Origin of the sequence: Streptomyces sp. CAI-85, from assembly GCF_013363615.1 — a bacterium.
GTDB lineage: Bacteria > Actinomycetota > Actinomycetes > Streptomycetales > Streptomycetaceae > Streptomyces > Streptomyces antibioticus_B.
Genome location: NZ_JAANNX010000019.1, coordinates 30,397 through 49,290, shown reverse-complemented (window position 1 = coordinate 49,290; position 18,894 = coordinate 30,397). Strand labels below are relative to the sequence as shown.

Sequence of the window (18,894 nt, the reverse complement as noted above, 5' to 3'; positions counted from 1 at the left end):
GGTACCCCTCTCGGCTCACTCGCCGCGGTACAGCTCGCGCTTGTCGATGTAACGCACGACTCCGTCCGGCACCATGTACCAGATGGGGTCGCCCTTGGCGACTCTCGCGCGGCAGTCGGTCGAGGAGATGGCGAGGGCGGGCACCTCGACCAGCGAGACGCCCCCCTCGGGCAGACCGGGGTCGGTGAGCTGGTGACCCGGCCGGGTGACCCCGATGAAGTGCGCCAGGGAGAACAGCTCCTCGCTGTCCCGCCAGGTCAGGATCTGGCCCAGGGCGTCGGCACCGGTGATGAAGAACAGGTCGGTCTCGGGGTTGAGGGCCCGCAGGTCGCGCAGGGTGTCCACGGTGTAGGTGGGCCCGCCGCGGTCGATGTCGATGCGGCTCACCGAGAACTGCGGGTTCTCGGCGGTCGCGATGACCGTCATCAGATAGCGGTCCTCGGCCGGGGAGACTCGGCGGTGGCTCTTCTGCCAGGGCTCGCCGGTCGGCACGAACACGACCTCGTCCAGGTGGAACTGCGCGGCGACCTCACTGGCCGCCACGAGGTGTCCGTGGTGGATCGGATCGAATGTGCCACCCATGACGCCGAGGCGGCGTTTGCCCGGGTTCGACGGGCCGGTAGGCATGTCCTGCTCTCCCATGCGTGCAGACCCTACCGGCCCCGCCTGAGGGCACCGCCCGACGAGCGTCCGGTCTGCCCCGGTATGCCCATCAGGTGCCTCAGCGGTCGCGGTTGAAGCGGGTGGTGATCCACAGCAGCAGCATCAGGATGATGAACGCGCCGCCACCGGTGACCAGGGGGTTCAGGCTGGCGTGACTGCCGCCGTGCTCCTCGCCCTCGGCGGCGAGGGTGACCAGTTGGGCGGCGGCACTGTGAAGGCTCATCGTCGGCAGGACCTATCCGGTGTGGGCGGGATGAAGATGTCGGCCCATGGTAAGCGGGCGGCTCCTCGGCGATCACGCCGACTCCGCCATTGGGGACGCGGGTTGCTCCGGCGGCCGTCCCGGACGGGCCGGGAACCTTCCCGGCGGCTCAGTCGTCCTTCCGCTTGTATCCCCGCAACAGGAACCACGCGGTGAAGGCGGATCCCAGCACCATCACGATCAGAATGACGCGGAGCAGATTCCCCGCCCCCTGCTGCTGGGCGGCGCCGGCGGCCTCGGTGAGCCAGGCGGTGACGGGGTGGTGCTCCATGGGGCGGGACTCCTTACGGTGTGGTGCCCGTCCACGGTAGCTCCGCCCGGGCCGGGCACCGCTGCGGGGACGCAAAGGACCGCACAAGGGTCCGCAAAGAAAAAGGGTCCGCAAAGAAAGAGGCCGTGGAAGAGAGCGTGCGGCCAGGGCCACACCGACGCACAGGGGGAAAGACCATGTCCGACGACAGCCGCGAGAACAACGGCTCCGGGAGCGTGCCGAGCAGGCAGCGGCGGCGCTTCCCCGGCATCTCCTCGCGTGCGTACGAGCACCCCGCCGACCGCTCGGCGCTGGTGGCGCTGCGCAAGCTGAGCGGTTTCGACACGGCGTTCAAGGCGCTCAGCGGGCTGCTGCCCGAGCGCAGCCTGAGGCTGCTGTTCCTGTCCGACTCGGTGCGGGTCTCCGACCGGCAGTTCGCGCACCTCAACGACATGCTGCGGGACGCCTGTCACATCCTGGACCTGGAGAAGGTCCCGCCGATGTACGTCAACCAGGACCCGCAGCCCAACGCGATGTGCATCGGCCTGGACGAGCCGATCATCGTGGTCACCACCGGGCTCGTCGAGCTGCTCGACGAGGAGGAGATGCGGGCGGTCGTCGGTCACGAGGTGGGCCACGCCCTGTCGGGCCACGCCGTGTACCGCACCATCCTGCTGTTCCTGACCAACCTCGCGGTCCGGGTCGCCTGGATCCCGCTGGGCACCATCGCGATCATGGCGATCGTGACGGCGCTGCGCGAGTGGTTCCGCAAGTCGGAGCTGTCCGCCGACCGTGCCGGTCTGCTGGTCGGCCAGGACCCGCGGGCCTCGATGCGCGGTCTGATGAAGATCGCCGGCGGCAACCACCTGCACGAGATGAACGTGGACGCGTTCCTGGAGCAGGCCGACGAGTACGAGGCGGGCGGCGACCTGCGCGACTCCGTGCTGAAGATCCTCAACGTCCTGCCCCGGACGCACCCCTTCACCACCGTGCGGGCGGCCGAGCTGAGGAAGTGGGCGCAGTCCCGCGACTACCAGCGGATCATGGACGGCCATTACCCGCGGCGCAGCGAGGACAAGGACGCCTCGGTCTCGGACTCCTTCCGGGAGTCGGCCGCCCACTACACGAGCAGTGTGAAGAACTCCAAGGACCCGCTGATGAAGCTGGTCACCGACATAGCCGGCGGCGCGGGCGACCTGGGCGGCCGGGTGCGTCGCGGCTTCGGCGGCTTCACCGGCTCGACGTCCACGGACGACCGGCCGAGGAACGGCTCGGGCGGCTCGGACGGCGACGACAGCCCGTCGGACACGGAGGCACCCGGCAAGAGCTGACAGCCGACCCCACCGAGAGCCGCTCCGGCCACAGCGGTGCCCGGCTCCCCCACCCGAGGCCGGCTCTCACACCCGAGGCTGCGCCCCCGTCGCCAGCACCCCGCACAGCGCGGGGACGCCGCCCGTGGCGAAGGGGTCGGTGCCGGCCGGGCCGCCCTCCTTCGCGGTCTGGCCGGCCAGCAGCGGCCGCAGACGGTTGGCGGAGTCCTCGGCGCAGGACAGCGGTCCGGCCTGGACGGCGGCGGTCACGAGCTGGAGCTGATGGGTGCGCAGGGCGTCCCGGTCGAAGCGGAAGTGCAGCTCGCGGCGGACCGTGAACAGGGAGGCCGGGGCCCCGGTGTCCGCCCCGGCCGGCCGCAGCGCGTAGACGAAGGTGTGGTCGGCGGTGACCTCCAGGGTGGCGGAGTCGGCCTCGGCCGCCACCAGGGTGCCCTGGACGCGGATCCGCTCGCCCGCCAGCGCGACCCGGGCCGGGTCGAAGCGGATCAGCCAGCCGGTCGGGGCGTGCCGCCCGTCGGCGGCCGGATGCGCGAAGCTCTCGTCGAACTGTTCGAGCTGCGCCCCGTCGATCAGCCCGCGCACCGGCTGCACCTGCTGTCCGGTGAGCACCTCCGGGTAGAGGGAGGAGCGCACCAGGTACTCCTTGGCGCTGTTCAGCGCGGAGAAGACCTCACTGTCGGAGAAGTGCGCGGTGCGCCGGTAGCTCGGCAGGGCGATGCCGGCGGCGCCGATCCGGTAGCGGGCGGCGGGGCTGTGCGCGTACAGCGCCTCGATGTCGGTGGCGCCGGGCACGGCTCCCTGCGGGGCGAGCGGGACGAGCGTCATCCGCAGGGGTTCGGCCGGACGGCGGGCGGCGGGGCTCTGGTAGGGGTTGCGCACGCCCATGTAGACGGCGGTGCCGAAGGCGAGGGCGATCAGGACGACCAGCAGGAGGGCCTGCCGGGTCAGGCCCCGGCGCAGCGGCGGGCGGTGGCGCACGGCGGGCGCGTGGTCGGCGATGCGCTCCTGCGCGGAGTACTCCTGGAGGCGGGCAGCGCGGACGAACGACTCGTCGAAGACGACGGATCGGTACTCGTCCTCGCCACTTCCGGGGGCGCCCTCGGGTGGCCCCTCAGGTGGCTCTCCAGGCCCGCCCATACTTTCAGAGTAGGTCGCGCGGCGGTCGGGTAAACGCCCTGCCACGCGACAAGTTCTGACAGGTTCTCACCAGGAGTGGGCCGGGAGCCGACGTGGAATCAGGGGGTCCGCGGGACGGCGGACACGGGCGGCTGGGAGTGGTCGGCGGACACGGACGGCGGCAAGGCACTCCCCTGGTCGAGGCCGGCGTCCAGGCCCGAGTCGAGACCGGTGTCCGGGCCGGCGTCCAGACTCGCCCCCGGGCCGCTCTCCAGGCCGGTGGAGGCGGGCGACGGCACCGGGTCCCGGCTGCCCGAGGAGGCGCCCCGGTAGACGGCGGCGAAGGCGAGGGCGACCATGCCGACGCCCATGACGACGGCGAGCATCCAGGCGACCGGGCGGTGCCAGCGGACCTGCCGGGCGTACGGCCCGGAGGACCCGTAGGGGCCGTCGAGGTCGTCGGAGTCGTCCAGCTCGTCGAGGTCCGGGTCGTGGCCGTAGTCGCCGTGCCCGTAGGGGTCGTCGTAGTGGTCGCCGCGGGCGCGGGCTCTTCGGGCCTCGGCCTCGGACGCCTCGGCTCTCGCCTCGGCGGCGGCCAGGAGGCGTTCGACGGCGGTCGGCTCGTGCATCACGGCCGACCGTACGAAGTCCTCGTCGAAGACCACGGAGGCGAACTCTTCGTCCGACACCCCGCGGTCGTGGTCGTCGTCGGGCTCCCAGCCGTCAGGGAACGGCGTACCCCCCACGTCCTCCGGCACGGATCCAGAGTAGACCTGGGGGGTCAATTTGGGCAGACGGTACGGAAATTCATCCGCCTGATGAGACGCTTTCGGGCCGAGGGCCGAGGGCCGAGGGCCATGGGCCGTCAGCGGCGGACGTGTCCGTCGCCGGTGACGATGTACTTGGTGCTGGTCAGCTCCGGCAGGCCCATCGGGCCCCGGGCGTGCAGCTTCTGGGTGGAGATGCCGATCTCCGCGCCGAAGCCGAACTGGCCGCCGTCGGTGAAGCGGGTGGAGGCGTTCACGCTCACCGTGGTGGAGTCGACCAGTTGGGTGAAGCGGCGGGCCGCCTGCTGGGAGCCGGTGACGATCGCCTCGGTGTGCCCGGAGGTCCACAGCCGGATGTGCTCGACGGCCTTGTCGAGGGAGTCGACGACGGCTGCGGCGATGTCGTAGGAGAGGTACTCGGTCTCCCAGTCGTCGGCGGTGGCCTCGACGACGGTCGCCTTGGAGTCCTTGGCGTACGCCATGACGCGTTCGTCGGCGTGGACGGTGACCCCGGCCTCGGCGAGCGCGTCCAGGGCGCGGGGCAGGAACTCGGCGGCGATGTCCTGGTGGACCAGGAGGGTCTCGGCGGCGTTGCAGACGCTGACCCGCTGGGCCTTGGAGTTGATCAGGATGTCGACCGCCATGTCGAGGTCGGCGGCCGCGTCGACGTAGACATGGCAGTTGCCGGTGCCGGTCTCGATGACGGGGACCTTCGACTCCATGACGACGGTCCGGATGAGGGAGGCGCCGCCGCGCGGGATGAGGACGTCGACCAGGCCCCGGGCGCGCATCAGCTCGTGCACGGACTCGCGGCCCTCGCCGGGCACGAGCTGGACGGCGTCGGCGGGCAGCCCGGCGCCGCCGACGGCGTCCCGGATCACCCGGACGAGGGCGGTGTTCGACTCGTAGGCGGAGGCGGAGCCGCGCAGCAGGACGGCGTTGCCGGACTTCAGACAGAGGGCGGCGGCGTCCACGGTGACGTTCGGGCGGGCCTCGTAGACGATGCCGACGACCCCGAGCGGGACGCGGACCTGGCGCAGGTCGATGCCGTTGGGGAGGGTGGAGCCGCGGACCACCTCGCCGACCGGGTCGGGCAGCGCGACGACGTCCCGGACGTCCGCGGCGATGGCCCGCACCCGCTCCGGGGTGAGGGTCAGCCGGTCGATGACGGACTCGGCGGTGCCGGCCTCGCGGGCCTTGGCGATGTCCCGCGCGTTGGCCTCGACGATGTCGCTCGTACGGACCTCCAGCGCGTCCGCGATGGCGAGCAGCGCGTCGTCCTTGGCGGCCCGCGGCAGCGGCGCGAGATCGGCGGCGGCGGCCTTGGCGCGGTAGGCGGCCTGGGTGACCGGGGACATGGCGTCGTACGGCGAGAGCGTGGTCATACCGGAAGGGTAGTGCGCCCCGGGAAACGCGCTGTCGCGTATCCCACACCCCGAGACACACCCCGAGACCCGCTCCGGGCGAACCCCGGGACCCGGCGGACGCTCCCCGGACGCCCCGCCTCACCGCTCGTCAGAACGGGTGGACGCCCACCGGTGTCGCCGGGGCCGGGCCGTAGCCCTCCGCGATGCGCTGGTGGTAGGTCTGGCGGTCGATGACCTCCAGGCCGACGATCTCCCACGGCGGCAGTCCGGCCGTCTGCCGGTGCTCGCCCCACAGTCGCAGGGCGACGGCGGCCGCGTCGTGCAGATCGCGGGCCTCCTCCCAGTACCGGATCTCGGCGTGGTCGGGGGCGTAGCGGCTGGTCAGCAGGAAGGGGTGGTCGTGGGCGAGCTGTTCCAGCGCGCGCCGGACCTCCTTGAGCGGGGCCTCCTCGCCGGAGACGCTCAGGGTCACGTGCCACAGCCGGGGCGCGTCGGCGGGGCGGGTGCCGCCCTCGGCGGCCTCCGTCTCCCCGGCCCGGTAGCGGTCGCCGGCCGCCACACTGGTCAGGGCGGCCCGTTCCTCACCGGTACTCCCACGGGCCGCCGCCACCCCAGGGCGCACTCGTCTCACGACGGCCTCCTTTACCCAGCGCTCGTGCGGAACGACTCCGTGAGACAAAGTTGAGCAGGCCGCAAGGCTCCGTGGGGCGCTTTCACGGAACGTCCCCCACCGGTACGGGCCGTTCGAGCCCGTCCGCAGACAGCCGTTCGACGCCCTCGGGGGCCGTACCCGGGGTGTACCCGGGGTGTACGGGGCCTCAGGGGTGCAGGATCACCAGGTCGTCGCGGTGGACGACCTCCCGTTCGTACTCCGCGCCCAGTTCGCGGGCCAGTTCCCGGGTGGACCTCCCGATCAGGCGGGGGATCTCACGGGCGTCGAAGTTGACGAGCCCGCGCGCCACCGGCCGTCCGCCGGTGTCGCGCAGCTCGACGGGGTCGCCCGCGCTGAACTCGCCCTCGACGCCGGCGATCCCGGCGGGCAGCAGCGAGGAGCGCCGCTCGACGACCGCCCGCACCGCGCCGTCGTCGAGGGTGATCGAGCCCTGCGGGGTGGAGGCGTGCTGGAGCCAGAGCAGCCGGTCGGCGGAGCGCTTGCCGGTGGCGTGGAAGTAGGTGCCGGTGTCGCCGCCGCCGAGGGCGTCGGCCGCGTGGACGGCGCTGGTGAGGACCACGGGGATGCCGGCGGCGGCCGCGATCCGGGCGGCCTCGACCTTGGTGACCATGCCGCCGGTGCCGACGCCCGCCTTGCCGGCGCTGCCGATCTCGACGTGTGCGAGGTCGGCGGGGCCGTGCACCTCGGCGATCCGGGAGGTGCCCGGCTTCGCGGGGTCGCCGTCGTAGACGCCGTCGACGTCGGAGAGCAGGACGAGCAGGTCGGCGTGGACGAGGTGGGCGACGAGGGCGGCGAGCCGGTCGTTGTCGCCGAAGCGGATCTCGTCGGTGGCGACGGTGTCGTTCTCGTTGACGATCGGGAACGCGCCCATCGCGAGCAGCTTGTCCAGGGTGCGGGAGGCGTTGCGGTGGTGGGCGCGGCGGCTCATGTCGTCGCTGGTCAGCAGGACCTGTCCGACGCGCACGGAGTAGCGGGCGAAGGAGGCGGTGTAGCGGGCGACGAGGAGTCCCTGGCCGACGCTGGCGGCGGCCTGCTGGCGGGCGAGGTCCCGGGGCCGGCGGCGCAGGCCGAGGGGGGCGAGTCCGGCGGCGATGGCGCCGGAGGAGACCAGGACGATCTCCCGCTCGCCGCCGCTGCGGCTCTTGGCGAGGACGTCGACGAGCGCGTCGACCCGGTCGGCGTCCAGTCCGCCGGAGGCGGTGGTCAGCGACGAGGAGCCCACCTTGACGACGATCCTGCGGGCCTCGCCCACGGCCTGCCTTGCCCCTGCCACCTTGATCCTCGCCCCTCGGCTAGTCCACGACTGCCTGGCAATCTACGCGAACGGGGCCTCGGGACGCGCGCGGGTTCCAGTCCCCGGACAGCGGGGCGAACCGCGCTTTTCGTGACCATTTGCTCACAGGTTGCGTACGGCAAAAAGGTTGTGAGGGTTCCACATGAAGTTTGAAGGTCATCCAAATTTATTTTGAAGTACGTGTCCCTTACAGTTCGCCCTGTGAAGCGCCTACTCCTCAGATCGGGGAAGAGCCCCTTCGACGTGGTTCCCGTCGAGGAAGCTCTCCACCGCGATGTTTTCGCCACCAACTCCGGCAACCTCATCTTCAGCGATGCCGCACACAAGATCCTCACCGTGCCCGGCCGCACGGAGGTCGTGTCCAACGGCATAGCCACCGAGGTCGGTGCCGCGGGCCGGATCAACGAGGAGTACGACGCCTTCGTCGTCCCGCTGGCCAACGCCTTCCGGCCGACGTTCGAGCTGCCGCTCCAGCGGCTGACCAAGCTGATCTCCAAGCTGAAGATCCCGGTCGTGGTGCTGGGTGTCGGCGCGCAGGCCGGTCTGGACAACGACCCGGCGCGGCTGAAGGCCATGGAGCCGACCGTGCGCGCGTTCGTCTCGGCGGTGCTGGACCACAGCGCGTCCATCGGGGTGCGCGGCGAGTTCACCGCGAAGTACCTGACCGACATGGGCTTCCGGGACGTGGAGATCATCGGCTGTCCGTCGCTGTTCATGCACGGCGACCGGCTCGGCGTCGAGAAGCGGGTGGAGGCGCTGACCGCGGAGTCGCGCATCGCGATCAACGGTTCGCACACCGCGGTCCGCTCCGGCGGGCTCAAGCCGATCCTCACGCGCACCCACGAGCACTATCCCAACCTGTGCTTCATCGGCCAGAACATCACCGACGCCCGGCAGTTGCACTGGCGGGACGTCAACTCCCCGGCCGGCCGCGTCAAGCAGATGCCGACCCACCCCGACCACCCGATGTACCGCGAGGGCAAGGCCCGGGTCTACATCGACCCGGTCACCTGGATCGACGACCTCAAGGGGTACGACTTCTCCTTCGGTTCGCGCATCCACGGCAACATCGCGGCGCTGCTGGCGGGTACGCCGGCGACCGTGCTGTGCGGTGACTCGCGGACGCTGGAGCTGTGCCGCTACTTCGAGATCCCGCACCGGCCGCTGAACGAGGCGCCGGCGGACACGGATCCGGCGCGGCTGTACGAGGAGGCCGACTTCAGCGCGCTGAACGGCAACCACCGGGAGCGGTTCGACCGGTTCATGGGCTTCCTGGAGAAGAACGGCCTGGAGAACACCTTCACCCACGGCGACGGCGGCGCGGCCTTCGACAAGCAGCTCCGCTCGCTGCGCTTCCCGGCGGGCATCCGGCCCTGGACCGACGCCGATCTCGCCTCGCTGACCAGCCGGTTCGGCTGGCTCCAGCAGCAGATCAGCTCGCTGGACGCGGACAACGCGCAGTTGCGTCGGGAGCTGGCGAAGTCGCGGGCCGGCGCGAAGGCGGCCGCGAAGGCCGCCATGGCCATCCCGGCGCCCTCGATCTACCGCCGGGCCCGGCGCGTGGTGGGCGGCCCGATCCGGCGGGCGCTGAAGCCCACGAAGTGAGCTGACCGACGGCCGTACAGCCCAAGCCCGACGGCTGTACGGTCTAGACGGTCGCTGTCCCCCGCGGCCCCGTGAAGCGCTTCTTGATACGGCGCAGTTTGCGCCGCACCTTGCGGTTCGCGGCGCGCAGGAAGGTCTCCGCCGGGGTCTCGCGCCAGCCCGGGTACGCCTTGGCCTCGCGGGGTTCGGCGAGGTAGACCCGGTCGGGGACGCCGGCCTTGCGGGAGCGGTAGTGCGGGTAGGCGAGGTAGAGCTTGGTGGCGCCCTTCTTGAGGACGGGCTTGGGCTCCTGCTTGTCCGCGATGAACCGGATGACGTCTTCGAGGAGGTCCGGGCGCCGCATCGCGACCAGTTCCAGCCGCAGGCGTTCATGGACCTTGAGGCGCTGGGCCACGCCCTCGTTCCAGTGGGCGTCCATCAGGGGCCCGGCCAGTTCGAGCTTGGTGCGCCGGATCGTCTCGTCCTGGCGGAGGAAGACCGGCCCGAACTGCGGCAGCAGGGTGACCAGGAACGGACGGACCATCAGGACGTCCCGCTTGGGTCCCGGCGGCAGCATCCGCTCCAGCAGCCCCATCAGGGCGCGCGCGGAGTCGAAGCGCAGGGTGTAACTGCCGCTCTTCGTCACGTGTTTGCCGTCGTCGCGGCCGACGAGGTAGTAGCAGGTGTGGTCGGCGACGATGGAGACGCCGTCGGCCCGCAGATACGCCTCCATCGTGAACAGGGCGTCCTCGCCGGTCCACAGCGATTCGTCGAAGCGCATGCCGTGCCGCTCCAGCAGCTCCCGGCGGAACAACTTCTGGGCGCTCAGGGTGAATTTGATGTTGGAGGAGAAGACGTCCGTACGCTCGCGGTTGCGGCCCCACATGGACTTGGGCGCGTTGCGGTTGACGCCCTCCACCTTGCCGAGGACGACGTCCGTGCCGTTGCGGTCGGCCATGGCGACCATCCGCTCCAGGGCCTCGGGGCCGAGCCGGTCGTCGGCGTCGAGGAAGAAGACGAAGCGGCCGGTGGCCTTGCCCAGGCCGACGTTGCGCGGGCCGCTGGGGCCGCCGCTGTTCTCCTGGCGGATGACGGTGACGGCCATGGGGGCGCGGGCGGCGAACTCCTCCAGGTACTCCCCCGTGCCGTCCTGCGAGCCGTCGTCCACGGCGACGACCTCGATACGGTCCGGGTCCATGCTCTGCGCCTCGATCGAGGCCAGGCACTCGACCAGGTACGGCATCGCTTCGTACGCCCCGATGACGACCGTGACGTCAGGCTGCGCAAGGGTCATTTCTCCCCCTCAGCACGCAACGTTTCCCCCTAGGAAAGGTTCTTGATACCCGGTCAGACGGTCGAGGTCCTGAGCGGGTTGCCCTGGCCGCCGCACGTGTTGCACATCACAGTGTGCGCCAATGATTCGGCCCCCGGAGAGCATTCTCCGGGGGCCAAATCTTTGGTAATGCGACGGTAACGCGACCGTCATCCGGTCAGCATCCGGTCAGCCGGCCGTCACCTCGTTCGCGAGGGCCGCGCCGCCTTCGGCGCCGCCTTCGGGGGCGCTCTCGGGGGCGCCTTCCGCCGCGGCGGCGATCCGGGACTCCTGGCCGACGTTGCGGGCCTCGGCCTTGAGCGCGAGGTCGGCGATCGCGGTGTCGAACTGCTGGAGGGAGGTCGGCTCGTCGGGGCCGAGCAGGTACTGCTTCAGCGCCTTGCGGTCCTCGGCCAGCGGGTCGGCGGCCGGATCGCGCACCGCGTCCAGCAGCAGGTCGAGCCCCTCGGCGCCGTTGTCGAGGATCACGGCCGCGCGCACCGCGGTGTTCTGCCGCCGGAACTCCTCCGCGCCCAGTTCCGCCGAGTCGGTGACCGCGTACGGCTTGCCGCTGGCGATGAAGTCGGAGACCACGCTGGAGATGTCCGAGACCATGCCCTCGGAGGCGTTGAAGCAGTCGTACAGCCGCGGTTCGGCGCCGGTGATCACCCGGTGCTCGAAGGACGGGAAGCTCCGCCAGTACGCCGCGTTCCACTCGGCCCGCAGCCGGGCGGCCTCCTCGTGCTTGCGCATGTCGACGATGCCGTCGCGGCTGGTCACCGCTTCGTCGGCCTTCTCGTCGAAGGACAGCGACAGCTCTTCGAGGCGGGCCTTGAGGCGGGTCAGCTCGGCCGCCGCCTTCGCCTGGCCGGCCGGGTCGGCCGTGAACCGGGGGTCGGCGGCGCGCCGCTCGGCGGCCTTCTTGATCAGGGCGGTGATCCGGCGGTGCGCGGCGCCGGCCTTGGCGCTGCGGGTGCCGGTGAAGGGGTGCGGCTTGTAGAGCACGCGCACCGGGGGCTCGGCCGCGACCAGCTTCTTCACGATGTTCTCGCCGGCCAGCAGGATCGAGGTGTTGCCCGGGTTGTCGTCCCAGCCCTCCCAGGTGGGCGCGTACAGGATCGTGGGGATCCGGTCCCCGGGGGCGCCGCTCCAGGTCTCGATCGGGGCGAGCTGGGGGCGGCCGACCTCGACGATGTCCTCGTCACGGATGCCGACGTCGGCGATGGCATAGCGGTCGCGGCCGGCCCGGCCGGCGGTCCACACCTCGTCGTACGCCTTGCTGAACGGGTTGACGCTGGCGAGCTTGTCGCTGTCGCCGTGGCCGATGAAGACGTGCTTCATGGTGGGGACGCGGAGCAGGTGGATGTTCTTGCCGACGTTCGCGGCGTACAGCGCGACCCGCACCATGGACAGGTCCATGTTCATCAGGTGCACCCCTCCGGGCACGCAGACGACGGGGACCGTGGTGGGGGCCATGCGCTCCAGGACGGCGCGCTCGCGCAGGATGATCAGCGGCCGGGAGTCGATCTGCTCCATCGTCTCCAGCCACATGTTGACCTGGTAGGCGGAGTCCTTGGAGCCGGAGAAGTAGAGCACGGTCTCGGGGCGGTACTCGCGCAGCCAGGTGCTCACGACGGACAGCACCTTGTCGGGCTTGGGCGGCAGCCGGCGGGCGCGCAGATACGGCACCAGGGCGGCGACGTAGAGCAGGCCCAGGACGACGGTGACGGCCGCGCCCGCGTAGCCGGCGGCGTCGGAGCCGGTGGCCGCGTAGACGAGCAGGCCCGCCATCGCGGCGAGGTCCAGGTGCAGCATCTTCAGGGCGGCCCGGGTCATCAGCCGGCGCGGCGGGGCGTCGGGGATCGTGAGCCGGGAGACCAGGTCGACGTTGCGGGTGACGACCGGCATCTGGCGGCGCTTGCCGATCAGCGTGACCAGGGCGCCGTGCGGGGCCTGGAGGCCGAAGAAGAGCGCGAAGCAGGCGATGGCCGCGTAGAAGACCGGCTCGTCCGAGAGTTCGAGCCGCGCGAGCAGCAGGATCAGCAGCAGTTCGCGGACCAGGAACCGGATGGGCAGACCGACCCGCAGCCGGCTGAGCAGGCTGAGGAGGTAGGTGCCCTTGCGGTGGAGGTAGAGGTCCGCCAGGTACGTCACGGCGGCCACGGCGGCGAAGGCGGGGATGCTCGGGACGAGGGCGGCCAGCATGAGGCAGGGGTAGCCCAGCATCATGAGAACCGCCGCGGCCAGCTCGGCCGCGCTGCCCACGCGGGCCACGCGAATAGCGGTCGATATCACGGAGAAACCTGCTCTGGGAGGGGTGCCGGTCATAGAAGCCTTAAAAGTCCGGAAAATCCTTTGTGAAGGTTTCGGGAGTTTTACGGATTCAGGCCCCTGTGAATTCTCCGTAAACAGGGAGCCACAGGGGCCTGAATATCAATGGCTTTTGCGATTGATTATGCCACGCCGTCCTGACGGTCGAGCACCGAGGCCAGCGCCTGCTCGAAGCCGGACGCCTTGCCCGCGGGCGCGGTCGGGTCCTGCTGGCGGACGTCGATGACATGCCCGGTCAGCTCGGAGAGCAGCACGTCGAGGGAGGTCCGGGCGACCGCCTCGGAGGAGAGCAGGCTGCCCGCGGGTTCCTGTCCGAACGCCTTGGTCCGCATGGGTGTCGCGGTGCGCTCCGGGTTCACGCAGTTCACCCGGACGCCGTCCCCGGCCCATTCGTCGGAGAGCGCCTGGGTGAGATTCACCATGGCGGCCTTGGTGGAGGAGTAGAGGCTGTACTCGGCGCGGCCGCGGGTGTAGCTGCTGGAGGTGTACAGCAGGAGCTGCCCCTTGGTCTCGGCGAGGTACTTGTAGGCCGAACGGGCGATTTGCACCGGCGCGAGGTAATTGACCTTCAGCGCTTCCTCGATGGTCGCGTTGTCCGTCTCGGCGAGCTTGCCGATGCGCAGCACCCCGGCGGTGTTGACGACGTAGTCGATCCGGCCGGTCTCGCTGTACGCCTTGGACAGCGCGTCGTCGACCTCCTCGGGGTTCTCGACGTGCGTGCCGGTGGTGGAGCGGCCCAGCGCGTAGACCGTGGCGCCGTAGGACTCGGCCAGCTCGGCGATGTCCTTGCCGATGCCGTAGGAGCCGCCGAAGACGACGACGGTCTTGCCGGTCAGCAGCTCGCGGTAGACCTCCTCGCCGTAGGGCTCGGGGGTGGCGGTGGAGGCGAGCTGGAACAGCTTGTCGGCGATGAAGACGTCGACCGGCTGGGTGACCTTCATGTTGTACTCGTCGCCCGCGACCACGTGGATCGGGACGTCCGGCAGGTACTTGAGGACGACCGAGCAGTCGTCGGTGGCCTGGAAGTTGGGGTCGCCGGCCGCGACCTCGTAGGCCCGGCGGATCGTCGACAGCTTGAACGCCTGCGGGGTCTGGCCGCGGCGCAGCCGGGAGCGGTCCGGGATCTCGGTGATGAACTCGCCGTCCCCGCCGTGCGTCCGGGTGACGATGATGGTGTCGGCGGACGGGATGGCGACGTCGACGGCCTGGTAGCGCTCCAGCGCGGTCACGCAGTCGTCGATGACGCGCTGGGACAGCAGGGGGCGTACGGCGTCGTGGAAGAGGACGTTGAGGTCCTCGCCCTCGGCCAGGCCCTCGCCCAGCGCGGCGATGGCGCGCTCGGTGGTCTCGTTCCGGGTGGTGCCGCCCTCGATGATCCGGGAGACCTTGGTGAACCCCGCCTTGGCGACGATCTTCTCGATGTCGGGCACATAGCCCGGGGCCATCAGGACGATGACGTCGTCGACCGAGTCGGCCTTCTCGAAGGTGGTCAGGGTGTGCTCGATGACTGCCTTCCCTGCGATCTTCAGCAGTTGCTTGGGGATCGACAGACCCACGCGCTGACCGGTACCGCCGGCCAGGATCACTGCGGTCGTACGGGGCTTGGCTATGTGCTGGGACACCAGAAGACCTACCTTGGGGCGACAGGGAACGGGGAAATGGTCCCACTTGCGGTTACCGCGATGCAAGGTGAGCGCCCTTCGCCGCATATGTGGGCGCCACCGCCCATTCACCTTGTTGTGAGTTACTCCACAGCGAACGGGTGACGCCTGAGCGTCACGGTACGCCCCGTACCGCACCTGATCGGCGGAGTCCCGTGCCCCCGTCCCGGTGAATCGCCCCCGGTCCGCCCGGGTCCCGGCCCCCGGCGCCGACCGCCCGAATGGATGTCGACGCCGTTGCGGATAAGTTTCGAATAAGAATCAGAGGACGCTGGGAATGGCCTGGGAATGACCTCTGAATTCCCTACGAGAATTTCGCAGCACCCTCACACCCTGCGGACACCCGGTTTCCCGTCCGTCACCCGCAGGCTCGCCAGCGTGCGCGCGGTCGCATGCGGTTTCAGGACGGTGTCCACCACCCGCACGCGCGCGTCGACGGCGTCCCCGCGGAGGTCGAAGAGGTGGTAGCCGCAGTGGGCGTCGATCAGCTTCCAGTGCGGGTTGTCGGCCTTCAGCGGGTCCCACTGGGCGTGGAAGGCGGCCTGGTCGCGGTCGCCGCCGCTGGAGACCGAGGTGCCGACGAACTCGGCGCCGACGGCCCGGGAGGCCGGGTCGGCGAAGTCGCGCTTCAGATCGCTGATCATCGTCAGATGCCGGTCGCCGCTGAGGACGACGGGGTTGCGGACCCGGGCCAGCTCGCCGAGGAGCGCGTTGCGCTCGGCCTGGTAGCCGTCCCAGGCGTCGTAGTACCAGCGCTTGCCCGGGCCGGGCAGCAGATCGGTCTCGGCCATCATGATCTGGGAGGCGATCAGGTTCCAGCGGGTGCCCGAGCCGTGCAGCGAGTCCAGCAGCCAGCGCTTCTGCCGGGCGCCGAGCATGGTGCGCCCGGGTTCCTGGGCGCCCTCCTGGCTCACCGCCTGGTCGCTGCGGTACTGCCGGGTGTCCAGCACGTTCAGCATGGCGAGCTGCCCGAACCGGAACCTGCGGTACATCTGGATGTGCGGGCCGTCCGGGATCTGCGCCGCCCGCACCGGCATGTGCTCGTAGTAGGCCCGGTAGGCCGCGGTCAGCCGGGCGGTGAAGGCGTCGTGCGGCTGGCTGCCCGGGTCCTGCGGTGTCTCCCCGGCGAAGTCGTTGTCCACCTCGTGGTCGTCGAAGGTGACCACCCAGGGGGCGTGGGCGTGCATCCGCTGGAGATCGGGGTCGGTGCGGTACTGCGCGTACCGGTTGCGGTACTGGGTGAGCGTGTACGGCTCCCCGCGGCCCTCGTGCCGGCGTACGGCCGTCGCGGAGGGCGCCGACTCGTAGACGTAGTCCCCGACGAAGACGACGACGTCCGGGTCCTGGGCGTACATGTCGGCGTACGGGGTGAAGTGGCCCTGCTGCCAGTTCTGGCAGGAGGCGAGCGCGATCCGCACCGGCGTCCGGATGCCGAGGGGCAGGGGCGCGGTGCGGGTGCGGCCCACCCGGGAGAGCTGACCGCCGGCCCGGAAGCGGTACCAGTGGACCCGGCCGGGCCGCAGTCCCCGTACGTCCACATGGACGCTGTGTCCGTACTCGGGCCGGGCCTGGGCGACGCCCCGGCGGACCACGGCGCGGAAGCGGGAGTCGGTGGCGACCTCCCACTCCACCGGCACGGTCCGGCGGGGCATGCCGCCGCCGTTCAGCGGGTCGGGGGCCAGCCGGGTCCACAGCACGACCCCGTCGGGCAGCGGGTCGCCGGACGCCACGCCGAGCGTGAACAGGCCGTCGGGCAGCGGGGGTTCGGCGGAGCGGGCGGTGGCGGGCAGCCAGAGCTGGGCGGAGGCGGCGGCACCGAGCACGGCGGCACCGGTGGTGAGCAGACGGCGGCGGTCGGGGGACGCGGTGCGGTTCGATCCGGCGGCCATCGGTGAACTCCCTTGCGTCGCGGGGGTCGTGGACGCAAGAAAGGTGGCACGGGCAACCGGCCGGCCCGCTGAACACTGGGCCGCGCATACATGACAACCCGAAGGACAGCGCGGAGGGCGGCGGGGGGGCGGGGACGGGGCGTGGAGAGACAGTGCGGGCGGACGCGGAAGGACCCGCCGCGGTGTCCCGCGACGGGTCCTTCGGTACGCCGGTGCCGGCGGGCCGGTCAGAAGGGCTCGAAGCCGTCGAACTCCTGGGCCGCCTCGTCGCGTTCGGCCTGCTTGTCGCGGCGCCGCTGGGTCGCGGGGCGCGGGGCGTCGAAGCGGTGGTCCTCACCGCGGCGGCCGAGCATCTCGGCGCCGGCCATCACGGTCGGCTCCCAGTCGAAGACGACCGCGTTGTCCTCGGGACCGATCGCGACGCCGTCGCCGGCGCGGGCGCCCGCCTTCATCAACTCCTCCTCCACACCGAGGCGGTTGAGCCGGTCGGCGAGATAGCCGACGGCCTCGTCGTTGTTGAAGTCGGTCTGGCGCACCCAGCGTTCGGGCTTCTCGCCCCGCACCCGGAACAGGCCGTCCTCCTCCAGGGTGACGGTGAACCCGGCGTCGTCCACGGCCTTGGGCCGGATGACGATACGGGTCGCCTCCTCCTTGGGCTTGGCCGCCCGCGCCTTCGCGACCAGGTCGGCGAGCGCGAAGGACAGCTCCTTGAGCCCGGTGTGGGCCACGGCGGACACCTCGAAGACGCGGTAGCCGCGGGCCTCCAGGTCCGGGCGGACCATCTCCGCGAGGTCCTTGCCGTCCGGTACGTCGATCTTGTTCAGGACGACGATGCGGGGACGGTTGTCCAGGCCGCCGTACTCGCGCAGCTCGGCCTCGATGATGTCGAGGTCGGAGAGGGGGTCGCGGTCGGACTCCAGGGTCGCGGTGTCCAGGACGTGCACGAGGACGCTGCACCGCTCGACGTGCCGCAGGAACTCCAGGCCGAGGCCCTTGCCCTGGCTGGCGCCCGGGATCAGCCCGGGGACGTCGGCGATGGTGTAGACGGTGGAGCCCGCGGTGACCACGCCGAGGTTGGGGACGAGGGTGGTGAACGGGTAGTCGGCGATCTTCGGCTTGGCGGCCGAGAGGACCGAGATCAGGGAGGACTTCCCGGCGCTCGGGTAGCCGACCAGCGCCACGTCGGCGACGGTCTTCAGCTCCAGCACGATGTCCTGGACGTCGCCGGGCACCCCGAGCAGCGCGAAGCCGGGCGCCTTGCGGCGGGCGGAGGCGAGGGCGGCGTTGCCCAGACCGCCGCGGCCGCCCTGGGCGGCGACGAAGGAGGTGCCGTGTCCGACGAGGTCGGCGAGCACGTTGCCGGCCCGGTCCAGGACGACGGTGCCGTCCGGCACGGGCAGCACCAGGTCCTGGCCGTCCTTGCCGGAGCGGTTGCCGCCCTCGCCGGGCTTGCCGTTGGTGGCCTTGCGGTGCGGGGAGTGGTGGTACTCGAGCAGGGTGGTGACCGACTGGTCGACGGTGAGGATCACATCGCCGCCGCGGCCGCCGTTGCCCCCGTCGGGGCCGCCGAGCGGCTTGAACTTCTCACGGTGGACGGAGGCACAGCCGTGACCTCCGTTACCCGCGGCGACATGCAGTTCGACGCGGTCCACGAAGGTGGTCATGGTGGGTGCCTCCAGCACTGCGAAATGTATGGAACTGTCTCTTGCGTAACACGCGAAAGGCGGACCCGCCTTCCCGGAAGGGAAGTGAGGTCCGCCTCGCGAAGTGTTCGGTCGAGCCGTGAATCAGATGATTCAGGCGACCGGAACGATGTTCACGACCTTGCGGCCACGGTGGGTACCGAACTCCACCGCGCCCGGCAGCAGCGCGAACAGCGTGTCGTCGCCGCCACGGCCGACGCCGGCGCCCGGGTGGAAGTGGGTGCCACGCTGGCGGACCAGGATCTCACCCGCGTTGACGACCTGACCGCCGAAGCGCTTCACGCCGAGCCGCTGGGCATTCGAGTCGCGACCGTTCCGGGTGGACGATGCGCCCTTCTTGTGTGCCATGTCTCCTCAGTCCCTTACTTCGCAGCCGCGGGGATCTCAGTGACCTTGATCGCCGTGTACTGCTGGCGGTGGCCCTGACGACGGCGGTAGCCGGTCTTGTTCTTGTAGCGAAGGATGTCGATCTTCACACCCTTGTGGTGGTCCACGACCTCGGCCTGGACCTTGATGCCGGCCAGCACCCACGGGTCGCTGGTCACAGCGTCGCCGTCGACAACGAGCAGGGTCGAGAGCTCGACCGTGTCGCCAACCTTGGCGGTGGAAATCTTGTCAACCTCAACGATGTCGCCGACAGCAACCTTGTGCTGGCGACCACCGCTGCGCACGATGGCGTACACGCGGATCT

General features: G+C 70.8%; 17 protein-coding genes. 2 read left to right on the top strand and 15 right to left on the bottom strand.

Annotated elements, in window-relative coordinates; translation table 11 throughout:
• Positions 1-15: 15 nt before the first annotated feature.
• The 3 genes from nadD to G6W55_RS21405 form a co-directional block, all read right to left on the bottom strand.
• A complete protein-coding gene (gene nadD, locus G6W55_RS21415) occupies positions 16-642 on the bottom strand; it encodes a nicotinate-nucleotide adenylyltransferase (RefSeq protein ID WP_030779356.1) in 627 nt (208 codons plus the stop codon).
• Between the two features lie 79 nt (positions 643-721).
• Positions 722-886 carry a hypothetical protein gene (locus G6W55_RS21410; protein ID WP_175522453.1) on the bottom strand — a complete coding sequence of 55 codons (165 nt, stop codon included), beginning with the start codon at positions 884-886 and terminating at the stop codon, positions 722-724.
• Positions 887-1,034: 148 nt separating this feature from the next.
• The gene (locus G6W55_RS21405; protein WP_175522452.1) at positions 1,035-1,196 is read right to left on the bottom strand and encodes a hypothetical protein; all 162 of its coding nucleotides are present in this window, start codon (positions 1,194-1,196) and stop codon (positions 1,035-1,037) included.
• Positions 1,197-1,372: 176 nt separating this feature from the next.
• Here G6W55_RS21405 and G6W55_RS21400 point away from each other — a divergent pair, with 176 nt between their 5' ends.
• Positions 1,373-2,506 (top strand): M48 family metallopeptidase, encoded by a 1,134-nt coding sequence (locus G6W55_RS21400; RefSeq protein ID WP_175522451.1) that lies wholly within the window; start codon positions 1,373-1,375, stop codon positions 2,504-2,506.
• A gap of 66 nt (positions 2,507-2,572) precedes the next feature.
• Here G6W55_RS21400 and G6W55_RS21395 read toward each other — a convergent pair whose 3' ends face one another.
• From G6W55_RS21395 to proB, 5 genes are all read right to left on the bottom strand, one after another.
• The gene (locus G6W55_RS21395; protein ID WP_175522450.1) at positions 2,573-3,643 is read right to left on the bottom strand and encodes a hypothetical protein; all 1,071 of its coding nucleotides are present in this window, start codon (positions 3,641-3,643) and stop codon (positions 2,573-2,575) included.
• A gap of 98 nt (positions 3,644-3,741) precedes the next feature.
• Positions 3,742-4,407, bottom strand: a complete 666-nt coding sequence (locus G6W55_RS21390; RefSeq protein WP_175522449.1) for a hypothetical protein — start codon at positions 4,405-4,407, stop codon at positions 3,742-3,744.
• A gap of 80 nt (positions 4,408-4,487) precedes the next feature.
• The gene (locus G6W55_RS21385) at positions 4,488-5,774 is read right to left on the bottom strand and encodes a glutamate-5-semialdehyde dehydrogenase (protein WP_175522448.1); all 1,287 of its coding nucleotides are present in this window, start codon (positions 5,772-5,774) and stop codon (positions 4,488-4,490) included.
• Positions 5,775-5,904: 130 nt separating this feature from the next.
• A complete protein-coding gene (locus tag G6W55_RS21380) occupies positions 5,905-6,387 on the bottom strand; it encodes a hypothetical protein (protein WP_175522447.1) in 483 nt (160 codons plus the stop codon).
• A 187-nt stretch (positions 6,388-6,574) separates the two neighbouring features.
• Positions 6,575-7,681 (bottom strand): glutamate 5-kinase, encoded by a 1,107-nt coding sequence (gene proB, locus G6W55_RS21375; RefSeq protein ID WP_175522505.1) that lies wholly within the window; start codon positions 7,679-7,681, stop codon positions 6,575-6,577.
• Positions 7,682-7,924: 243 nt separating this feature from the next.
• Between proB and G6W55_RS21370 the strand changes: the two genes are divergently transcribed.
• Positions 7,925-9,328 (top strand): polysaccharide pyruvyl transferase family protein, encoded by a 1,404-nt coding sequence (locus tag G6W55_RS21370; protein WP_175522446.1) that lies wholly within the window; start codon positions 7,925-7,927, stop codon positions 9,326-9,328.
• Between the two features lie 43 nt (positions 9,329-9,371).
• Here G6W55_RS21370 and G6W55_RS21365 read toward each other — a convergent pair whose 3' ends face one another.
• From G6W55_RS21365 to rplU, 7 genes are all read right to left on the bottom strand, one after another.
• The gene (locus tag G6W55_RS21365) at positions 9,372-10,601 is read right to left on the bottom strand and encodes a glycosyltransferase family 2 protein (protein ID WP_175522445.1); all 1,230 of its coding nucleotides are present in this window, start codon (positions 10,599-10,601) and stop codon (positions 9,372-9,374) included.
• A 207-nt stretch (positions 10,602-10,808) separates the two neighbouring features.
• Positions 10,809-12,914: a hypothetical protein gene (locus G6W55_RS21360; RefSeq protein ID WP_175522444.1), complete on the bottom strand. Its 2,106-nt coding sequence runs from the start codon at positions 12,912-12,914 to the stop codon at positions 10,809-10,811.
• 158 nt (positions 12,915-13,072) lie between these two features.
• Entirely contained in the window at positions 13,073-14,572 is a 1,500-nt protein-coding gene (locus tag G6W55_RS21355) for a bifunctional cytidylyltransferase/SDR family oxidoreductase (RefSeq protein ID WP_175522443.1), read from the bottom strand.
• A 365-nt stretch (positions 14,573-14,937) separates the two neighbouring features.
• Complete coding sequence (locus G6W55_RS21350) at positions 14,938-16,500, bottom strand: alkaline phosphatase (protein WP_175522442.1); 1,563 nt, start codon at positions 16,498-16,500, stop codon at positions 14,938-14,940.
• Between the two features lie 227 nt (positions 16,501-16,727).
• Entirely contained in the window at positions 16,728-18,164 is a 1,437-nt protein-coding gene (gene obgE / locus G6W55_RS21345; protein ID WP_175522441.1) for a GTPase ObgE, read from the bottom strand.
• A 132-nt stretch (positions 18,165-18,296) separates the two neighbouring features.
• A complete protein-coding gene (gene rpmA / locus G6W55_RS21340) occupies positions 18,297-18,551 on the bottom strand; it encodes a 50S ribosomal protein L27 (RefSeq protein WP_030779398.1) in 255 nt (84 codons plus the stop codon).
• Between the two features lie 14 nt (positions 18,552-18,565).
• A complete protein-coding gene (rplU, locus tag G6W55_RS21335) occupies positions 18,566-18,886 on the bottom strand; it encodes a 50S ribosomal protein L21 (RefSeq protein WP_007381993.1) in 321 nt (106 codons plus the stop codon).
• Between the last annotated feature and the right edge of the window lie 8 nt (positions 18,887-18,894).